Annotated in this window: 20 protein-coding genes; 5 read left to right on the plus strand and 15 right to left on the minus strand. The window is 40.0% G+C overall.

Annotated elements, in window-relative coordinates; translation table 11 throughout:
• Nucleotides 1–6: 6 nt before the first annotated feature.
• Nucleotides 7–489, minus strand: coding sequence for an acetolactate synthase small subunit (gene ilvN / locus QZ289_RS02400; protein ID WP_295698791.1), 483 nt, complete (start codon nucleotides 487–489; stop codon nucleotides 7–9).
• An 18-nt stretch (nucleotides 490–507) separates the two neighbouring features.
• A complete protein-coding gene (locus QZ289_RS02405; RefSeq protein WP_295698792.1) occupies nucleotides 508–2202 on the minus strand; it encodes an acetolactate synthase large subunit in 1695 nt (564 codons plus the stop codon).
• A gap of 242 nt (nucleotides 2203–2444) precedes the next feature.
• Between QZ289_RS02405 and prfB the strand changes: the two genes are divergently transcribed.
• Nucleotides 2445–3542, plus strand: coding sequence for a peptide chain release factor 2 (prfB, locus tag QZ289_RS02410; RefSeq protein WP_295698794.1), 1098 nt, complete (start codon nucleotides 2445–2447; stop codon nucleotides 3540–3542).
• 307 nt (nucleotides 3543–3849) lie between these two features.
• Here the strand turns inward: prfB and QZ289_RS02415 are convergent, their stop codons facing one another.
• The 6 genes from QZ289_RS02415 to QZ289_RS02440 form a co-directional block, all read right to left on the minus strand.
• Nucleotides 3850–4185: a branched-chain amino acid transporter permease gene (locus QZ289_RS02415; RefSeq protein WP_295698796.1), complete on the minus strand. Its 336-nt coding sequence runs from the start codon at nucleotides 4183–4185 to the stop codon at nucleotides 3850–3852.
• The gene (locus QZ289_RS02420) at nucleotides 4178–4879 is read right to left on the minus strand and encodes an AzlC family ABC transporter permease (protein ID WP_295698798.1); all 702 of its coding nucleotides are present in this window, start codon (nucleotides 4877–4879) and stop codon (nucleotides 4178–4180) included. The genes QZ289_RS02415 and QZ289_RS02420 overlap by 8 nt, the downstream gene beginning before the upstream one ends.
• Before the next feature lie 9 nt (nucleotides 4880–4888).
• Nucleotides 4889–6484, minus strand: coding sequence for an arginine--tRNA ligase (gene argS / locus QZ289_RS02425; RefSeq protein WP_295698799.1), 1596 nt, complete (start codon nucleotides 6482–6484; stop codon nucleotides 4889–4891).
• Entirely contained in the window at nucleotides 6484–6729 is a 246-nt protein-coding gene (locus QZ289_RS02430) for a twin-arginine translocase TatA/TatE family subunit (protein WP_295698801.1), read from the minus strand. Before QZ289_RS02430 ends, argS begins: the two co-directional genes overlap by 1 nt.
• A gap of 75 nt (nucleotides 6730–6804) precedes the next feature.
• The gene (gmk, locus tag QZ289_RS02435; RefSeq protein ID WP_295698803.1) at nucleotides 6805–7419 is read right to left on the minus strand and encodes a guanylate kinase; all 615 of its coding nucleotides are present in this window, start codon (nucleotides 7417–7419) and stop codon (nucleotides 6805–6807) included.
• Nucleotides 7416–9263: a hypothetical protein gene (locus tag QZ289_RS02440; RefSeq protein ID WP_295698805.1), complete on the minus strand. Its 1848-nt coding sequence runs from the start codon at nucleotides 9261–9263 to the stop codon at nucleotides 7416–7418. Before QZ289_RS02440 ends, gmk begins: the two co-directional genes overlap by 4 nt.
• 77 nt (nucleotides 9264–9340) lie before the next feature.
• Between QZ289_RS02440 and QZ289_RS02445 the strand changes: the two genes are divergently transcribed.
• The 3 genes from QZ289_RS02445 (at nucleotide 9341) to QZ289_RS02455 (ending at nucleotide 12488) form a co-directional block, all read left to right on the plus strand.
• Nucleotides 9341–9886 (plus strand): phospholipase D-like domain-containing protein, encoded by a 546-nt coding sequence (locus QZ289_RS02445; RefSeq protein WP_295698807.1) that lies wholly within the window; start codon nucleotides 9341–9343, stop codon nucleotides 9884–9886.
• Nucleotides 9887–10582: 696 nt separating this feature from the next.
• A complete protein-coding gene (locus QZ289_RS02450) occupies nucleotides 10583–10795 on the plus strand; it encodes a copper ion binding protein (protein ID WP_295698809.1) in 213 nt (70 codons plus the stop codon).
• On the plus strand, nucleotides 10788–12488 hold the full coding sequence (locus QZ289_RS02455; RefSeq protein WP_295698961.1) for an ABC transporter ATP-binding protein: 1701 nt from the start codon (nucleotides 10788–10790) through the stop codon (nucleotides 12486–12488). Before QZ289_RS02450 ends, QZ289_RS02455 begins: the two co-directional genes overlap by 8 nt.
• 44 nt (nucleotides 12489–12532) lie before the next feature.
• On the opposite strand, the gene QZ289_RS02460 is transcribed toward QZ289_RS02455, so the two are convergent.
• From QZ289_RS02460 to glmU, 7 genes are all read right to left on the minus strand, one after another.
• Nucleotides 12533–14107, minus strand: coding sequence for a phospholipase D family protein (locus QZ289_RS02460; RefSeq protein ID WP_295698811.1), 1575 nt, complete (start codon nucleotides 14105–14107; stop codon nucleotides 12533–12535).
• A 36-nt stretch (nucleotides 14108–14143) separates the two neighbouring features.
• Nucleotides 14144–14893 (minus strand): fumarate reductase iron-sulfur subunit, encoded by a 750-nt coding sequence (locus QZ289_RS02465; RefSeq protein WP_295698813.1) that lies wholly within the window; start codon nucleotides 14891–14893, stop codon nucleotides 14144–14146.
• Complete coding sequence (locus QZ289_RS02470) at nucleotides 14890–16869, minus strand: fumarate reductase flavoprotein subunit (RefSeq protein ID WP_295698815.1); 1980 nt, start codon at nucleotides 16867–16869, stop codon at nucleotides 14890–14892. Before QZ289_RS02470 ends, QZ289_RS02465 begins: the two co-directional genes overlap by 4 nt.
• Nucleotides 16870–17640: a fumarate reductase cytochrome b subunit gene (locus tag QZ289_RS02475; protein WP_295698817.1), complete on the minus strand. Its 771-nt coding sequence runs from the start codon at nucleotides 17638–17640 to the stop codon at nucleotides 16870–16872.
• 162 nt (nucleotides 17641–17802) lie between these two features.
• Nucleotides 17803–18177, minus strand: coding sequence for a hypothetical protein (locus tag QZ289_RS02480; protein WP_295698819.1), 375 nt, complete (start codon nucleotides 18175–18177; stop codon nucleotides 17803–17805).
• The gene (gene thiS, locus QZ289_RS02485; RefSeq protein ID WP_295698822.1) at nucleotides 18178–18381 is read right to left on the minus strand and encodes a sulfur carrier protein ThiS; all 204 of its coding nucleotides are present in this window, start codon (nucleotides 18379–18381) and stop codon (nucleotides 18178–18180) included. It lies immediately after the preceding gene.
• Between the two features lie 9 nt (nucleotides 18382–18390).
• Entirely contained in the window at nucleotides 18391–19734 is a 1344-nt protein-coding gene (gene glmU, locus QZ289_RS02490; RefSeq protein ID WP_295698825.1) for a bifunctional UDP-N-acetylglucosamine diphosphorylase/glucosamine-1-phosphate N-acetyltransferase GlmU, read from the minus strand.
• A 101-nt stretch (nucleotides 19735–19835) separates the two neighbouring features.
• Here glmU and fliP point away from each other — a divergent pair, with 101 nt between their 5' ends.
• Nucleotides 19836–20639 carry a flagellar type III secretion system pore protein FliP gene (fliP, locus tag QZ289_RS02495; protein WP_295698828.1) on the plus strand — a complete coding sequence of 268 codons (804 nt, stop codon included), beginning with the start codon at nucleotides 19836–19838 and terminating at the stop codon, nucleotides 20637–20639.
• Nucleotides 20640–20643: the final 4 nt, after the last annotated feature.

A 20643-nucleotide genomic window follows, 5' to 3' on the forward strand; every position in this document is an offset into this window, starting at 1 on the left:
CGTTTATTATTTTTCCATCGCAATCACGCCACTGCGGATAATCTCTTTAGGGTTGAAAGTTTTTATCGCAGCAATAAATTGGCTAATGGCATTGGGCTTGTCTGTGGCAATAACGATGATGTATTTTTCATTAGCATTAACAATTTTGCCATTATACGCCTTGCATAGCACTTCTATATCTGCTAAACGCTCACTTAAAGGAATCTTTACTAACACGGCTTCTTTCTCAAGCAAATCATCGTTTGAAACCACACTCACCACAGGGATAAGCTTATGAAGCTGCTTAATAATCTGCTCTATCACCACGGCTGAACCTTGTGTTACAATTGTAATGCGCGAGAGATTAGTATTAGGGATAGGTGCAGTAGTCAAAGATTCTATATTATAGCCCCTTGCTGAAAAAAGCCCTGAAATCCGCGCTAAGACGCTATGCTCATTAATCACATTAATACAAATGCTTTTTTTAAGCTCTTTGTGCTTTGTTTCCATTATTTGCTCCCTTTAGAACTATTTTTGTTTTTTATGAAGTATCATCTCGTGCAACGCCCCGCCCGTTGGCACCATAGGCAGCACATCTTCGTGCCTATCTACTATCACCTCAATAAAAGCTACTTTTTTTGCTGCTAGGGCTTGTTTTAAAGCATTTTCAAATGCCTCTTTGCACTCTACTCTAAAACCCACACCGCCAAAAGATTCTATAAGCTTAATAAAATCAGGCTGCATACTTAAATCTACGTGGGAGAAGCGATTATCATAAAAGAAGCTCTGCCATTGCCGCACCATACCTAAATAATTATTATTCAAAATCACGCTCACAAGGGGGATATTATACTCCACGCAAGTCATTAGCTCTTGGATATTCATTAAAATCGAGCCATCGCCTGTAATATTGATAATATGCTTATCCTCACGGGCGAGTTTTGCCCCAAGTGCCGCAGGTAGCCCATAGCCCATCGTGCCAAGTCCGCCGCTTGTGAGGAATTGACGTGGGAAGCTAAAGGGATAGAATTGCGCCGCCCACATTTGATGCTGCCCCACATCAGTGGTAATTATCGCCTTATCGCCTAGCATTTCGCCGATTTTTTGCACGACCCATTGAGGCTTGATAGAATCTGTGCTATCCGTATAAGTGAGCGGATTTTGCTTTGCTAAAGTGTGCAAATACGCCTTCCACTCGGCGATATGCTCACTATTGTATGTACTAAGCTCAATCATCATATCGACTAATATATGCTTCAAATCCCCAACTATGGGGAAATCCACGCTTACAATCTTGCCAATAGAGCTAGGATCAATATCAATATGCGCGATTTTCGCACCCTTAGCAAAATCGCTTAATCTACCTGTTACCCTATCATCAAACCTCGCGCCCAAGCACACGAGCAAGTCGCACTCACTCACTGCCATATTCGCCGCATAGCTGCCGTGCATTCCTAGCATTCCTAGTAGATTCTCATCATTATGCGCTAACACCCCACGAGCAAGGAGTGTCTCCACACAGGGAATCCCTGTGCGATGGGCTAACTCCCGCACATCTTCACCCGCATTAGAGAGAATCGCCCCGCCCCCGATATACAAAAGCGGCTTTTTAGCGCATATAAGGGCTTCACAAAGCTTTTTGATTTGACGAGGATTGCCCTTAATCGTGGGCTTATAACTTTGCAATGTAATACTATTTGGATAGGTAAATTCTCCTAATGTGCCTGTAATATCCTTTGGAATATCCACCAGCACTGGACCCTGACGCCCACTTTTAGCGATATAAAAGGCTTCTTTCAAGATTCTAGGAAGCTCGGTAATATTCCGCACAAGGAAATTATGCTTCGTGCAAGGGCGTGAAATCCCCACTGCGTCAATCTCCTGAAATGCGTCTGTGCCAATTTGCGTGATAGGCACTTGTCCGCTAATAACTACTAGCGGGATAGAATCTGTATAGGCAGTAGCGATGCCGGTAATAGCGTTTGTAAAGCCCGGACCTGAAGTAATGATAGCCACGCCCACTTCTCCACTACTACGTGCATATCCATCGGCTGCATGCACCGCACCTTGCTCGTGCCGCGCTAAAATATGATTAAAATATTGTTGCTTGTAGATTTCATCATAAATATGTAAAACGGCACCACCGGGATAGCCAAATATGACTTTAACGCCCTCTAAATGCAAGGCTTCAATCACCATTTGTGCGCCTGTTAGCTGATTCATAAAAACCCCTTATCCTTCATTGTTGAAAAAGCTACATAATACCTAATTTTATTAAAAATCTACTTAGTGATTTTGCGAATTTTATTTTCTTAAAAATTATTAAACTTTGAGAATATTTTATGCTTGCAAATAATACAGCGAGGGTTCAACTCCTCAATATATGATTATAATTTCAAGGGTTTTTTATGATATATCAATATGTGCTACAATTGTGGTGTGGGTTTTAAGCTTAAGGGGTAGATATGGATTCTTATGAATATGGTGAATTGCTAAAGACTTTACACACAAAATGCGAGAATATCGCAAAGATTCTCAATCCTCAAGCAATGCAAACAGAGCTAGATAAGATTGAATCTTTGCAAAGTGATGAGAGCTTTTGGAAAGACGCACAAAAAGCAGCGGAAGCAGCCAAGCAAAAGCGCAAATATGAGAGAATCTTGGGCAGTTTTAACGCAATGAAGCAAGAGCTTGATGACGCACAAGAACTCTATGAAATCGCTACAAACGAAGCAGATTCTGCTACATTAGAGCTACTTTTTGAATCCGCCTCTGCCCTACAAGAACATATACAAAAAAATGAAATACAAGTGATGTTGAGCGGGGAGAACGATGGTTCAAATGCGATTATTACCATTCAGCCCGGTGCAGGTGGGACGGAGTCGCAGGATTGGGCGAGTATACTCTATCGTATGTATTTGCGTTGGGGTGAAAGGAGAGGATTCAAAGTTGAGCTACTTGATTTGCAAGATGGTGAAGAAGCGGGAATCAAGGGTGCGGCGTTTATTATAAAAGGTGAAAATGCCTATGGCTATGCAAAGGCGGAAAATGGCGTGCATAGATTGGTAAGAATCTCCCCATTTGATGCCAATGCCAAGCGGCATACGAGCTTTGCAAGTGTGCAGGTAAGTCCCGAGCTAGATGATGATATACAAATTGACATCGAGGATAAAGACATTCGCATAGATACGTATCGCGCGAGCGGTGCAGGAGGACAGCACGTAAACAAAACAGAATCTGCTATTAGAATCACGCATTTCCCCACCGGCATAGTCGTGCAATGCCAAAACGATAGAAGTCAGCATAAAAACAAAGCCACTGCCATTAAAATGCTTAAATCCAAGCTCTATGAGCTAGAAATGCAGAAAATGGCGCGGAGCAGCGCTACGGATAAAAGTGAAATCGGCTGGGGACATCAAATCCGCTCCTATGTCCTTGCCCCCTATCAGCAAGTCAAAGATTTACGCAGTAATTACGCTACAAGTGATACTAATGGTGTGCTTGATGGAGATATTGATGCGCTTATAGAATCTGTGCTTATCCACCAGCATACACAAGCTTAAACAAAACCTTTTTCAAGTGCCATTTGATAATAATTTATCCTGTTTTGAGGTTTTTGAATCTTTCTAGCAATATGCTTTAAGGATTTAGTTTTTTGCTTTTTACAAGGGTGAGCGAGGTATATATTGCCAAGCTAATTTCAACTTGTATTTTAGCACTAGCCAATACTTGCGCATTTAAGCTTTTCGCCAGATTACCTACTCGCCCTTTATAAAAAAGAAACAAGAGAATCCCGCATTCGTTTGAAGTGATGGTTTGCTTAATAAGTATCAAAAAACCATAAATTTGAGCAAAATCTCTACATTTTCCTCACAATAGATTTAATATATCACTTTGCACAAGAAGCATATAAGTAATAGTCCCGCAGATAATGTTTAGCACGGGAATCTTAAAAGCAGTATGTATGCCTACCACCACACATACGGCGACAATCTCATTTAGCCCATAGGGATATTGGCTTAAATCCGTATCCTTAAGGCAATACACAATCAGCATAGCAATAATCGCACTTGGCAGCACTTTGCCTAAAAAGACAATATACGCAGGAGTAGATTTAGCAAAAATCCAAAATGGCAGGAATCTGCTCAAGGCGGTATTTAGCCCAATGAGCGCAACAAGCAACATAGAATGATAGATTTCAGGCAACAAGGGACTTCCTCCTAAGGCTTAGCACAATGCAGATTCCTAACAACGCAGGAAGCAAGAAATGCCCCGAACCAAAGATACATAGACACACAAGGCTTATGATAATACCAATAAGTGCTGGAGTGCGCATAGCCTTATTACGCCATTGCTCGATAAAAATCACAACAAAAATCGCACTCATCACAAATTCTAAGCCCTTAGGTTCAAAGTGAAGATATTCACTCAATAATGCCCAAAGAGTGCAGCCCACCACCCAATAGCATTGATTCAAAAACGAGATAAAGAAATCAAACCATTGCCTATCCACTCCCACCTTTGGTGTCTTAAGATTTAAAAGTGCTAAAGTCTCATCGGTTAAGGAATAAATCATATAGTAAGATTTTTTACCCATTTGTTTAAAACGCTCCAGCATACTGATAGAGTAAAAAATTTGACGTGCATTAATCATTGATACAAGCAAGAAGCTCTCCCATAGCCCCACACCATTTGCCATAAGCCCAACAGCGATAAATTGTGTCGTGCCACCATAAATAACAATCGCCATAGCAAACGCCCAAAGTGCATTAAAGCCGGATTTTTGTAGCAAGATTCCAAACACAGCACCCATAAAAACATAGCCAAGCATAATGGGTATCGTATGCGGGAAGGCGTCTTTTAGTGCAGGGATAATGCAGGAGGGGCTAGGGGGCAGCATAAAAATTTGCTACATTTTTGTTTTCGCGCTGATCCCGAGCAGCTTTAGCCCAAACGTGAGGCTATGGCTAACAACTTTAAGCACATAGAGATAATCATCTTGCTGTAGAGTTTGCAGGATTTTATGCGCATTATAGAATCCGTGCAGACTCGCAGCGAGACTTTTAAGATATTCGCATATTTTTTGAATCTCTCTATCGCGGAAGCTAGATTCTATCACTTGAGGGAGACAAAGGGCTTCAAACAAAAGCGCCTTTGCATCATCATTGAGGTTGAGGTTATCTTTTAAGGGTAGGTCACCCATTACAATCCCTGCCTTTTCAAATATCGTGTGGATTCGCGCATTGGCATAATTGATATAATACACAGGATTGCTAGAATCCTGCTTGTTTAGGTCATTGACATCAAATTCTAGATGTGTATCGGGCTTTTTAGAGAGGAAAATAAAGCGCAGAGCGTCCGCCCCGATATCTGCTACCACATCTTTAAGAAGGATAAAATTACCCGCGCGCTTACTCATTTTGTAAGGTTCTCCGCCTTTGAGAAGACTCACCATTTGAGACAAAAGCACTTCAAGCTTGCCCTCATCATAACCTAAAAAGTGAATAGCTGCCTTCACACGTGCAATATAGCCGTGATGGTCTGCACCCCAAATATTAATATAATGCGTAAAATCCCGCATAAACTTATCTCTATGGTAGATAATATCTCCAGCTAGATAGGTCGGTTCGCCATTTTCACGCACTAAAACGCGGTCTTTCTCATCGCTAAGTTGAGAGGAAGCTATCCATACTTTGCCCTCACTCTCGTAAATGCCCTGATGTGCTTTGAGGCTATTTAATGTGGCCTGCCATTGCGTATAGAGGGCTTTTTCACTCACAAAGTTATCAAAGCTTATACCAAGCAATGCAAGATTTGCCTTAATCTCTTCTAGCATCGCATTCTTGCCAAAATCCGCCAATGTGGGGATAGAATCTTCACTTTTAAATATATCCTTTCCAAAGTGCTTTTCGCACTCTTTGGCTAAATCGATGATATACTCGCCCCTATAATAGCTCTCCGGATAGCTTACCTCCTGCCCTAAAATATGCTCTTGCGCTGCAAGGAGGATTGAAAGCCCTAGCATATCAATCTGCGCTCCCGCATCATTGATATAATATTCTGTATCTATCTCATAGCCTAGAAATCGCCCTACACGCGTGAGGCAATCCCCATATACCGCCCCTCGTGCGTGTCCTATATGTAGCGGTCCTGTAGGGTTCGCGCTTACAAATTCAATGAGAATGCGCTCTTTTGAGGCTGGATTCTGTACAGGTTGCGTGAGATAAAGCTTTGCTTGTTGATGTAAGAATGCGTGAGAGAGTGTAAGATTCACAAATCCATTGAGGGCTTCTACCCTTTCAAACGCTGCATCTTGCGATAATGCTTGAGCAATGTCTTGGGCTAGATGGAGAGGATTTGTCTTTTTTACTTTTGCTAAGCTGAAGGCAAGAGGCGTAGCAAAATGCCCTAAATCCTTATTTTTAGGCTTCTCTAAGACAATAGAAACACCCTCATCATCTATTCCACAGCTCTTAGCAAGTATGCATTTAATATGTGAATACATTAAGCCTCTTGCTTTGTGGTAGTCTCTTTTGCACTTTCTTCTTTTGCTTGAGTTTGTTTAATGGAAGCATTTTGCGTATTTGTATCGTTATTAGCAGCTTCCTCCTCATCTTCTTTTATGGCTTTTTTAAAGTTTTTAATCCCACTGCCCAAGCCCTTAGCAAGTTCGGGAATCTTTTTCGCACCAAAAAGTAAAACAACTATAAGTAAGACAATCAGTAATTGCCAAATGCTAGGGGGTGTCATAGAATCTCCTTTATAAGAAATATAAGTATTATATCAAAAGAGTACAAGTATATGCTAAATGCATATAAATCGTGCTTAAGCCTCATTCTGCCATTGGTGGATAATCTCGCTAAATCTATCAATCTGCTGATATTTGAGTGAGCGAGTGATGGCGATAATAGCTTGTGTGGCGCTCTGTAAATCATCATTAATCAGCACATAATCAAAGTGTTGCAAATGCCGCATTTCATTATAAGCCTTTTCGAGGCGGTATTCTATCATCTGCATATCATCAGTTTTTCGCTCTATGAGGCGATTTTTAAGAATCTGCTTGTTTTTCGTGGTAATGAAAATAGATTTAGCAAAGTCCCCAAAATGTGCTTTAATGCTTTGATGTCCTTGCACATCGACATCAAAAAGCACGATTTTATCTCGCGAGAGAGCTTCTTGCACAGGTTTTAAAGAGGTACCATAAAAGTTTGTATGTACCTCCGCCCATTCTAAAAATACATTGTGTTTAATATCTGCTAAAAACTGCTCTTTACTCACAAAGTGATAATGCACTCCATCGACCTCGCCATCGCGTTTAGCGCGGGTGGTAGTGGAGATAGAAAAGTATATATCGGGGATAGATTCCATTAGGGCTTTTGTGAGGGTGCTTTTCCCACAGCCACTTGGTCCTGATATGATAAGCACCGCTCCCTTATTCATTTATTTTTATCTTTAAAGCTGATGTTGATGGTTACTTCTAGTCCATCAAGCATAGATTTGAAATCATCAGCTTGCAGGCTAGAAATGCTACTTTGGACAGAATTTGTGATAATGTTTTTAACAAATTCTTGTGATGAGGCAGCCTCTTTAGATTGAGCTTGAGGCTGTGCGGGAGCGATAGCTTCATCTTGGGCTTCTGTGAGAGAGGATTCAAAATCTGCGAATTCTTCCCCAATGGGCTCTTCAATGTCTTCCTCTTGGGGAAAATCAAGCTCCTCACCTAAGGCAAAAGCAACTTCTGGCTCTTTAAGCGAGCTAAAATCCTCTAGTTCATTATTTGGCACAGCGCTATCAAGGGCATTAAGGGCTAGGCTCACCTCATTGATTTGCTCTTTATCAAGCACAGGTTCATTGGTAGATTCACTTGATAGGACGTCATCAAGCGGAATACTCTCCACATCATTGAGCAAGTCATTTGTGAAATCCCCATCTCCTAAAAGTTCTTCATTGGGCTGGGTTTGTCCTAATATATTATTGATGTCCATATCCTCTGTATCCGCGCTCACATCATCTAAACTCTCGTCTCCATCTTTCTCTACTTTTTCCTCATCTATTGTTGCATCTGTTTCTTTTTCTAATGCTTCTTCATCTAAGTTATCTAAGCTTTCATCTAGGGCTATATTTTCCATTGTAGAAGATTCTAAATCAAGCACATCTGTGCTCTCTTCCTTTGCTTCTGTCTCCTCATTTGTATCTAGGTTTGTATCTAATGCTATATCATCGCTTATATTATCAAGCTCATCTAGGCTCTCACTTGATTCTGTTTGAGCGGTGTCATCTTGCGCCATTTCGGTCATATCCTCGATATTATCAGGGCTTGATTCTGTAATGTCTGCCATTGTTTCCTCGCTTTGCTCATTGTTTGGTGCTAATTGACTATCCTCTACTTTTTCTAATTTCTGGTTATCCTCCACATCTAAGGCAATATCATCTAAACTCTCGTCTCCATCTTTCTCTACTTTTTCCTCATCTATTGTTGCATCTGTTTCTTTTTCTAATGCTTCTTCATCTAAGTTATCTAAGCTTTCATCTAGGGCTATATTTTCCATTGTAGAAGATTCTAAATCAAGCACATCTGTGCTCTCTTCCTTTGCTTCTGTCTCCTCATTTGTATCTAGGTTTGTATCTAATGCTATATCATCGCTTATATTATCAAGCTCATCTAGGCTGCTTAGATCAAGTTCTGTATCTTCTAATGAGGTATTTGATACCTCATTACTTAAATTTTCAATATCAAGCCCCTCATTTTCAGCAGTGCCTGCTTCTTCTAAAGTGTTTGTAGTATTACCTAGTATATCAAGCGATTCTGTGAGGGTTTCTTCAGCGGGGCTTTCTTCATTTGGCAGAAGCAAATCATCAGAATCTGCAAGAAGCGAATCGATTTTGTTTAAATCATCATCAAGAGTATTGAGCGTAATATCAGCACTTGCCTGATGAGATACATTATGAGCACCATCATCTATATGCACATTACAACTTAACTGTGAGGTGATAATCTCAAGGATAGTTGTAGGCAAAAAAGGCTTTTGCACATAATCATCAAATCCATCAATACGTTTGGCGCCTTTATTATAAACAAGGCATTTGCGTGTGTCTTTGAGAGCTTCAAGATAAGTAGTTTTATCAAGCAAAAGACAATCATCATCAACGATAGCATAATCATATTTTAAATCTTTTAATTGGCTTGATTCTGTAATAATCTTAAGCTCTACGCCTGCCTTTTTAGCTGTGATTTCTACAAGCTTTTGGACGATTTGATTGGTGTTAATGAGCAAAAATTTCATAGAAGCTCCCGTTTTATTGCTTTTTTTGTGATAGTAACCTAAAATTATAGCCAAATCGATACTACAAAAGGAATAAAATGCGTCAAAAATTTAACAAAATATTAAAAATTTGCTTGATTATGGGGATGCTTCACACGATACATTTTGCAGAGGATAAGCTCTATATGCTACCCTATGAGCAAAAAGTAGCTTTTAATGCGCTCAAAAATGCACTTCAGGGCGCAAAAAGTGAAATAAAAATCAGCATTTATAGCTTTACATATAATGATATTGCAAAAATCCTGCGGGATAGCGCAAAAAGAGGTGTGAAAGTGCATATCATTTATGATAAGGAAGCCAATATGAATAATAAAACTTCGACGATTGGCTATCTTGCAAAATATAATAATATTTCAGTTTGTCTGCTAAGTGGTATACGTGCGGCAAATAAGCAATATTATGGCATTATGCACCAAAAAATGGCGATTATTGATAGGCAAGTATTGATTATAGGCTCGGCAAATTGGAGCAAAAATGCATTTGAAAATAATTTTGAGACATTATTTATAAGCACCAATCAATCTTTTGTGAAAAAGGCATTGCAAAGCTATGAAAAGATGATGAATGCCTGCGTAGGATTCTAAATAAATCCTTGCGTGCTATAGCATTTCTTTGCGCTATTGTCTCTTGAAATACAAGACTCTTGCATAGCTTTTACATTTAGTGTATGGATTTTCACTTTGAAGGTGCGTGCTAAGGCACAATTTAGCCATTTTGTAAGAAATAAAATAGGCTTTGTATTTCGGGCAATCCCCTTACACAAGCAGAAATGCGGCACGAAGAACAGGAGCAAGGGCAACAATAGAATCTAACCCTACGAACTCACTTTACAAGTGTGGATAACACTGCGTGTATATTATGAACACTTCGTGCAAGTGATAAATTGCATAAGCAAGTCAGCTAATCCTTTCATCGTAAATGGTAAATGTATGCTTGGAAATAGCATTAGTAAGCTTTTAGGTATGTGGCTTTTTTCGTGTGATTTATTTTATATCAGTAAAAATTGAGATTTTATTCTAATTGTGTTATTGTAGTTTAAGTGCTACATAAATCTTACAAAAGGAGCTAAGCCCCCTTCCCCTTATAGACTAACCTTAAAAAGCTTTGATAGATACCACTCACTCCAGCAGCGCTAACCACAAGGAAAAAGGATTAATACAATGAATAAGGTTAAATCTTTTATCATATATACTTGAGCTTATCTATGATTTGCAAATTTGGTTCTTAAGGATTTAGATTCTATAATGTGAAGATTCTATAACTTGTATCAAGGAGTAAATATGACCATACAACTATCAGTGAGAGGTATGCACTGCGGTAAGTGCGTGGATAAGGTAGAAAAATTTGTAGGAGAGATAGAGGGGGTAAGCTTGATTGATGTCGATTTGCAAAAAGCGCAAGTGAAAGTCGAATTTAGCCCTCCGGCTACACAAGAAATGATTACTGAAGCGATACTTGATGCAGGATTTGATGTAAATGCGAACAATTCTTGATTTTTTCAAAAAGTTTTTTCCTTATATTAAGGGGCATTATGCTTCCTTTGCTATTGCTATTTGCGCTTCTCTTGTCGTGGCGGCTTGCACGGCAGGGATTACCTATCTCTTAGAACCATTGCTTGATACCCTATCGGGCAAAACGCCTCGTGCTAATCCGCTTTTTAGCTTTGATGAATTAGTTCAAAATGGCTCATTGGCATTAACTATGGTATCTATGATTGTGGGTGTGTATTTTGGCAAATCTGTTGGCACTTATATACAAGCTTATTTTATGAATCTCATCGGGCAGGATATTGTGCGGCAAATGCGCGATAGAATGCTTTCTCATATGCTAAGTCTTGAGATGGCATTTTTTAATAAAATGCGTGGAGGGGAGCTTATCGCGCGAATTACCAATGATATTGGCATTATCCGCTCGGCAGTATCAAACTATATCACAGAGTTTATTAGAGAGAGTGTTACGATTATTGGCTTAGTGGCAATTACGATTTATCAAAGTCCAAAATATGCTTTTGTATGTTTGGTGGTTATTCCTTTGGCAATGATTCCTATTAATCTCATCATCAAAAAAATCAAAAAATACTCCCGCACTATCCAAGAAAAAAATGCAGATATTACTTCTAAACTGAATGAAATTTTTAATAATGTCGAGGTGATTAAAGCAAGTAATGGGGAGAAGGTAGAGTATCAAAGCTTTTATACTCAAAATATGCAGTTTTTTAAAATCAATATGAAAGCTGTGCGGGTGGGTGAGCTAACCACACCTATTATGGAGCTTTTAGGGGCTATTATGCTTGGTTGCGTGGTGTATATGGCAATCATAGATATTTCACAAAATAAGCTAAGTGTGGCGCAATTTTCTTCATTTGTGGGGGCACTCTTTTTTATCTACACGCCTTTGAAACGACTAGTCAATCTCTATGCGCAAATGCAATCTGCCATAGTCGCAAGTGACAGAATCTTTGAAATCCTCAATCAAAAACAGCAGATTCACGACGGCACTTTGAGGCTAAATCCTCCCATTAACGAAATTACCTTAAAAGATGTGCATTTCCATTACAATGCAGATGTCTATGCCCTTAATGGTGTGAGTATAACATTTGCAAAAAATAAAATTACCGCGCTTGTGGGTAAAAGTGGCAGTGGCAAAAGCTCTATTATCAATCTTATTTTGCGTCTTTATGATGCTAGTAACGGAGAGATATATATCAACAATCAGCCTATCAAGGACTATACGCAAAAGAGTGTGCGCGATAATATGGCAGTGGTTACGCAGAGAATCTTTATTTTCCGCGATAGTATTTTAAATAATGTAGCCTATGGTGGAGAGATAGATGAAAAAAGGGCTATTGAAGCGCTCAAACTCGCTCACGCTTGGGATTTTGTAGCAGCAATGAGTGAGGGCATACATACGATTCTTGATGAGTTTGGCACGAATTTAAGTGGTGGGCAAAGACAGAGAATCGCCATCGCACGAGCGATTTATAAGAATCCTGAAGTGCTTATCTTTGATGAAGCAACTTCCGCCCTTGATGCACAAACAGAAGAGGCGATTAAGGAAAGTATCAAGGCTTTAAGAAAAGATAAAATTATTATTATCGTAGCCCATCGCCCCAGTACGATAGAGCTTGCCGATGAAGTAATACATTTACGAGAGGGACAAATCATCAAAAAAGAGCAAAAAGCATAAGGGCCGTATATTTAGCTACTGCCCTTATGTGTGGGGATTAAAGCTTAGATTTGATTTTCAGGCAAGAGCTTTGAGAGTGCTTTAAGCATACGTGTCCAAATGCTTGTATCTGGTGGGTAGCTAAGCGTTTGTATTTTACCCTCGTGTTCTCCCTCCCAATATGTTTTTCCGTGATTTTCATATACTTTCCACGCATCTTCCATATCTTCAATCAAATCAGCCTTAAGGGCTTTAGCAAATTGTGGATTATCAAAAATCACCACAGATTCTGTATTAAGATAAATTGAGCGTGGGTCAAGATTAAAGCTCCCAATCCACGTAATAGTATCATCAAATACGATACTTTTGCTATGCAAAGAAGCCTTAGACTTTGAGATTTTGTCCCTAAGCTTTGATTTGCCCTTGCCTAAATATTGATACTCATATACTTGTGCGCCGCCTTTCACAAGGGCATTGCGATACCTCTCCCACGCGCCATATACGACAAGTGAATCAGTAGAAGCAAGAGAATTGGTGAGAATCTGCACCTCTATACCCGAAGCAAGAAGTGTTTCAAAGATTTTCATACCCTCTTTACCCGGCACGAGGTAGGCAGCAGAGATGTAGAGATTATTATTTGTGCGATTTAGAATCTCCACAAGTGCCTTTGCAATAGGCTTTGGCGTTTGAGTATCTTGCACTTTTTGCGGAGCATCACCAATATATGTAGCATTGCCCCAATACAATGTTTTATTATTATATTTGTCTATGAGCGTGTGTATTTCTTCTTCGTATCGCTCCCATTGTGGATTAGCCTTGATTTTTTCCATAGAAGCTTTAAATTTTTTAATGGAGGATTTAAGCGGCAGGAGCGAGACGGGAATAGAGCGGTGAAAATTCCAATATTCATAAAAATTGTCTTTAGCATCCTTTGCTACTTTGCCAACAAAAAGCACATCAGTATCCACAAAATTCACATCAATATTTTGGTCAAAATAATTATCTGCAATATTGCGCCCACCGATAATAAGAGCTATATCATCAACAATAAAAAGTTTGTTATGCATACGATGATTGATTCTATCAAAGTCAAAGACCATTTCCGGATAGCGCAGAATCCTTGAGCGATTTTTATAAGGGTTAAAAATCTTTACTTCAATATTAGGATGGCTATCAAGGGCGATAATATCTGAAAAATCAGAATCTAGTCCATTATCATCAATAAGCAATTTGATAATAACGCCCCTTTGAGCAGCAAGCCAAATCTCGTGCATAAGGATACGAGAAGCCATATCATTTTTGTAAATATAAGTTTGCAAAATAATGCTTTTTTTTGCCATACGAGCGAGGTAGGCACGGCTTAAAAACGCATCAACACCATCACTTACAAGCACCCCGCCTGTAAGTGTGGGATTGTTTTTAAGTATTTTAATATGAGGCGCGGCAATGTTACTTGTTAGCGGGTCAAAGATGGGCGGGGGATTAGAGGAAAGCATTAAGGGATCTTTAATGTCTTTAGTCGATGCTACAATCGAGGAACAACCAGCAAAAACAAAAAGGCATACAAGAGTAAAAAGAGCGATATTCGTTGATGAAAGGAAAGTAGATTGTATGAAATGTATAAAGTGCATAAAAGTCATCTTAGAATCTACCCCTCTATAAAAAGGGGCAAAAGATTATTTCTTCAAACCTACACTTACCATTTTGCGACGCAAATAAGCGATTTTGCTTTGCAATGGGAGTTCTTTAGGACAGGTATCATGGCAAGCAATAAGGCTCATACAGCCAAATACACCATCATCATTACCCACAAGTTCATAATAATCCTCATCAGTTCGCTCATCGTGTGGATCAATCATAAAACGCACGATTCTATTCATACCCGCAGCACCTACGAAATCATCTCTCATTACTTTAGTTGCACAGCTTGCGATACAACAGCCACATTCAATACATCTATCAAGCTCAAAGATTTCATCGGCTACATTAGGCTCAATAGGCATTTCAAGTTTAGAAATATCAGGGGCGTGCTGTGTATGTATCCAGCTCTCTACCCGTTTTGTCATACCCGCAAACCATTCGCCTGTATTCACGCTCAAATCTTTAATAAGCTTAAATGCAGGAAGTGGCATAAGTGTAATAATGCCATCAGCGAAATCCTGTGTGAGTGTTTTACACGCAAGACGTGGGCGTCCATTAATCATCATCGCGCAGCTTCCGCAAATCCCTGCACGGCACACAAAGTCAAAGCTTAAATCCGGGTCTTGCTGCTCTCTAATCATACCCAATGCGATAAAAACCGTCATAGAATGTGCTTCTTCTATTTGGTATTCGCGAAAATGTGGCTTTGAGACCGCACTTTGTGGGTCAAACTTCAATGCTCGAATAGTTAGTATTCTTCCTCTTTGTTGTGTTGCTGCACTCATTGTTTGTCTCCTAATCGTTGATTTCTTGCTTTAAATTTTGGCTGGAGATTGAAGGGCATTAAAGCTTCTTGCAAAGCGTATCTATCGCCACCTTTAGCTTGGATTTCTTGCGTGATTTTGTCAATTTCAGCTTGACGAATCGCACTATTTGGGTGCTCTATAATCATACCCTTAGCTCCATACCCACGGAATCCCGGCGCGATTTCCATTTTCATAATGTCCAAATCTTCATACGTTACCGTTGGTAACGTTTGATTTGGGTTTTCCCAGCTTGTGAGAGTGCGTTTTAGCCAATTTGCATCATCTCGTTTTGGATAATCTTCACGTGTGTGCGCACCACGAGATTCTGTCCTATCAAGCGCACCTTTTGCTACGCATAGCGCAATTTTAAGTATTTTTGGTGTGCGGTAAGCATCTTCAAGCTCAGGGTTATTGTGCATTTTCTTATTTTGCACACGAATATTCTTACTTCGTTTATAAAGCTCTTCAAGCTTATTAACAGCTTCTTGCAAACTTTTGCCATCGCGGAAAATCCCTACATCATTATCCATAATATCTTTCATCGCATTTTTTAACACATAGACATCTTCATTGCCTGTGCTATTGAGCAATGCACTAAGATAATCTTGTTGCTTTTGGACAAATTTTTCAAGTGTGGAAGTTTGCACATCAACTTGTGCCCCTTGACAATGTTCTGTAAAGTATTCACCAATAATCATACCTGATACCACGGCCTCACTCACAGAGTTTCCACCAAGTCTATTAAATCCGTGCAAATCCCAGCAAGCCACTTCACCCGCTGCAAATAAGCCTTTGAGATGAGTCTCTCCCTTATAGTTTGTGCGAACACCACCCATAGAATAGTGCTGCATTGGTCTTACGGGCGCCCAAACACCCGGTGTAGCAGGATCGATTCCAGCAAATGTCTTGCAAATATCCTGCACATCACGCAAGTTTCTCTCCACGTGTGCGCGTCCTAAGATAGAAATATCAAGCCACAAATGATCGCCATAAGGGGATTTAACACCCTTGCCATTGCGTATATGCTCAAGCATTCTTCGTGAAACCACATCTCTACTTGCCAATTCTTTCTTTTCTGGCTCATAATCAGGCATGAAACGATAGCCATCAACATCACGTAGCACACCACCATCACCACGACAACCCTCAGTGAGTAAGATTCCGCTAGGGACAAGCGGGGTGGGGTGGAACTGCACTGCCTCCATATTGCCAAGCTTCGCCACACCTGTCTCCATAGCAATTGCCGCCCCTGTGCCTTCACAAATCACGGCATTTGTGGTATTGCGATACACTCTACCATAGCCACCTGTGGCAAGAAGAGTGCCTTTAGAAACATATGCAGAAAGCTCACCTGTTACTAAATCCCGCACCACAGCACCATAGCATTTGCCATCTTGATGAATGAGTGAGAGGGCTTCTTTTCTGTCTTGGATATCCACACCAAGCTTATAGGCTTCATTAGCCACTGCATAAAGCATAGTATGTCCGGTAGCGTCTGCTGTATAGCAAGTGCGCCATTTTTTTGTGCCGCCAAAGTCACGTGAATGGATATAGCCGTGTCTAAAGTCATCTTCGGTAATAGTTACCTTTTCACCATTAATTACCGCAGGTCTATCTCCCTTTTGGATTCTCGTCCAGGGCACACCAAATCCTGCTAACTCACGAATCGCCTTAGGAGCTGTGGTAACAAACATTCTTGCTACATCTTGATCACAACCCCAATCACTTCCCTTCACAGTATCTGCAAAGTGTAAATCCTCATTGTCTCCATCACTCTTTACAGAGTTTCCTAGACTTGCTTGCATACCACCTTGAGCCGCAGCAGAGTGGCTTCTTTTCACCGGTACGAGAGATAATACAATCGTGTTTAAGCCTACTTGTTGTGCTGCTATAGAAGCCCTAAGTCCTGCCAAACCACCTCCAATAATTAAGGCATCACTATATACTACCTTCATTTATTCTCCTTTTCCTTGTGTGTGCTCATCTAAGATTCTGTATTCTTCTATGCTTTTGCTACTATCTAGTCCGTGTCCAATTTGCATATAAGCAATATATGACGCGATACCAAGCACAAGGCAGAAAATAGTAAGAGCAAGTTTAATAGCTCGCAAAGTTTTTATACCTAAACCTTCAAACCAACCCCATTTAATACAAAGCCTATAAAGCCCAATAGAGCCGTGAAACTCAACCGCGAAAAGCAAGAGCGCGTAAAGAAGATAAAAATCTTGGTGATAAAATCTATATGCAGATGCACTAGGACCAATATTTTCTGGCTGAGTAAGCATAATAAATACATGTGGCATAGCAAGGAAAAATATAGCAAAACCTGTAGCTGCTTGGATTACCCAATATGTCGTATCGCCGTGCTTCATTAAGTCCTTATGAACACGGAGTGCGAGGAATTGCTTGTAGTTAATAGGAAATTTTCTCATTGCTAAAAATGCGTGTGCTACAAGCACAATGATAACAATGGCAACAATTACGGAAACAATCCTTGGCTCACCTGCTTCACCAAAAATCATACTTCCTTCGAAGAACTTTGTAACCTTATACATCGCTTCCTTGCTGATAAGAATGCTGGACACAAAAAGCAAGTGAGCTAACATGAATAGCCCCAAAAACAATCCTGTCGCACTTTGCCAAAAATCAAGCCTTGCTGGGACATTACTTTTTTTTCTTTGAGGCGTTACTCCTGTGTAACTCTCAATTATCTTATCCTCTCGCATATGTTCTCCTGTTTGTAGTTTGACCTATTAAGCTAACACAAGGGCTATCTTGTGGTTATTTTAAAAAGGTGAGCCTACATTATAAGCAAATAAAGATTAAAGTTTTTTTATATTTTCTCTGTGTTATTCTCATTTTTGCAGATATTGTAATGTTATAGAATCTTAAGGAGCTAAAAGTCCATTGCTAAAGCTTTTTATGCCTTTTTGAAAAATATTTTCTCCGGTGCTAAGTGGCGAATTGGAAAGTTTGGTATGACACTGAATACAGCTATTTAGCACGATATGCTCTTTTGCAAGGATGGGTGTTTGAATCTTGCGCATATCGTGACAGGCAAAGCAGTCTTCCCCACAGCTTCCCATATCAATTTGCGCCATTTTTGCCTCTGTATGACAGCTTTTACACACAAGCATAGGAGCGTGTCTTATATCATTTTTATAGTCTAGGTTTGCATGACAAGCCTTGCAATCCCCAGTGCAAGCAAATACGATATTGATACATAAGGCACAAAAAAGCCATATTATCGCTATTTGCCGCATTCACCCACCGCCAACAAAGTCTAAAATCTCCACTTCATCGCCATTTTGCAACACATAGCTTTCCCACAAGTCTTTTTTTACCACCTGTGTGTTAATAGCTATTGCCATTGCCTTATGAGCTATGCCTAAATGCTCTATGAGCGTTAGAATCGTGCAGTTTGTATCTAATGGATATGCTTTGCCATTGAGGATAATGCTATTCATACTTGCTCCTTATGGTTTTTTGTTAAAAAATGTAAAATAGCCATTTTTGATATGTTTTTGCGGTGTGCGTGAAAGCACCAAATCCCCCTCTTGTGTGTCTTTTGTAATCGTGCTACCTGCACCAATAAGCGTATTTTGAGCAATTTTCACAGGGGCGACAAGCTGCACATCACTTCCCACAAATACATTTTTGCCTATAATGCTCTTATGCTTTGCCTTGCCATCATAATTACAGGTAATCACTCCCGCGCCAATATTGCTCCCGCTATCAATCTCACAATCCCCCAAATAGCTTAAATGCCCTGCCTTAACGCCATTGAGGTTACTCGCCTTAGTTTCAACAAAATTACCAATATGCGTATTTTTGATATGACTTTTAGGGCGGATATGAGCTAGAGGCCCTATATCGCTTGATTCTATAATGCTTTGCTCAATCACGCTATGAGCTTTAATGTGAGCATCTCTAATCTCGCATTCCCCGAGTATTTGCACTCCTTGCTCGATGATACATTCTCCATAAAATCGCACTTGAGATTCTATATAAATGGTATGAGGCAGGTGCATTATCACGCCTTGCTCCATTGCAGCATCTCTTAAGCGAGTGAGCATTACCTCTTGTGCATTGGCTAACTGCACCTTAGAATTCACCCCCATAAATTCTGCTTCCTCTACTATCAACGCGGCAATGGATACATTATCCTGCTTGGCATAAAAAATCACATCAGTGAGGTAAAATTCCTTTTGTGCATTTGTATTACTAATACGCGCTAAATACTTCTCCAATATGCTTTTGTGAATCTTATACACCCCCGCATTTACATCTTTAATCAATAACTCTCGTGCATTTGCATCTTTTTGTTCGATGATTTTTTGCACAGCATTATTTTCTATCACCACACGCCCATAGCCATTAGGATTGTCTAAATGCAGCACACTCATTACAATGGGCGCATTATTAGCACATAGGGCTTGAAGCGTATGTGAGCAGATAAGAGGCATATCTCCATTAAGGATAAGCACCTCATCATATTTGTAGCAAAAGGGTTTTTTGCATTCTGCGCCCCTGCCTCCTTGCATCAGTGCCCCTGCTGTGCCGGGAAAATTGATATGATCTTGTGTGTGAAAATGTAACCTTTTTTCATCATAGGCTATTTTATAGGCTTTAAGCACAGATTCTTTGATAAGGTTTTCTTGGTGATAAAGCACGATATGCACATCATCGCTTAAATACAATGCCTCATCAATACTATAAAACAGCATTGCCTTGCCACAGATTCTATGAAGCACCTTTGGCGTGTTTGACTTCATTCGTGTGCCAGCTCCTGCTGCAAGAATCACTATTGATATATTCATACACTTCCTTTAAGCATAGCAAGATACAAACCTTGATTTATGTAATTTTAACACACAAAATTTTATAATACGCCCTTTATTCTTTCGATTTGGGAGTGATTTTGAAAAAACTTTTATGGATATATTGCATTTGCGTGTGTTTTTTATCAGCTGAACCAAGCTCTAATATCACACCTGTGCTTCCATCACCTTCAAGTATCCCCTCTGTCCCATCGCTCCCTAATAATCCCGTGCTGCCTTCAGTAGACTTATCTATTACTGCACCACAAGAGCCTACCGAGCTTGTTACAACACTTAATATCGTCCTTATCATTACTCTACTTGTGCTTGCGCCTTCCCTTGTGCTTGTGATGACAAGCTTCACACGTATTGTTATTGTTTTTGCTTTTTTACGCACCGCACTTGGCACACAGCAGTCTCCTCCTACGCAAATCCTTGTAAGCCTCGCGCTTGTATTGACTTTTTTTATTATGGAGCCAGTAGTAACTAAAAGCTATGAAGTAGGCATTAAGCCCTATACAGAGAAGCAGATTTCCTATGATGAGGCATTTGAGCGCGCCATTGTGCCATTTAAAGATTTTATGATTAAAAACACACGTGAGAAAGACCTCGCGCTATTTTTTAGAATCCGCCACCTTGAGAATCCCCAAAGTGTCGATGATGTACCTCTTAGTGTGCTAATACCCGCCTTTATGATAAGTGAGCTAAAAACTGCCTTTTGGATAGGTTTTTTACTCTATCTGCCCTTCTTGGTCATTGATATGGTAATTAGCTCCGTGCTTATGGCAATGGGTATGATGATGCTCCCGCCAGTGATGATTTCCCTCCCTTTTAAAATTCTAGTATTTGTGCTAGTTGATGGGTGGAATCTACTCATTGGGAATCTCGTGCAGGGATTTAAGTAGCTGC

The organism is uncultured Helicobacter sp. (assembly GCF_910577135.1).
GTDB classification, from domain to species: domain Bacteria; phylum Campylobacterota; class Campylobacteria; order Campylobacterales; family Helicobacteraceae; genus Helicobacter_C; species Helicobacter_C mastomyrinus.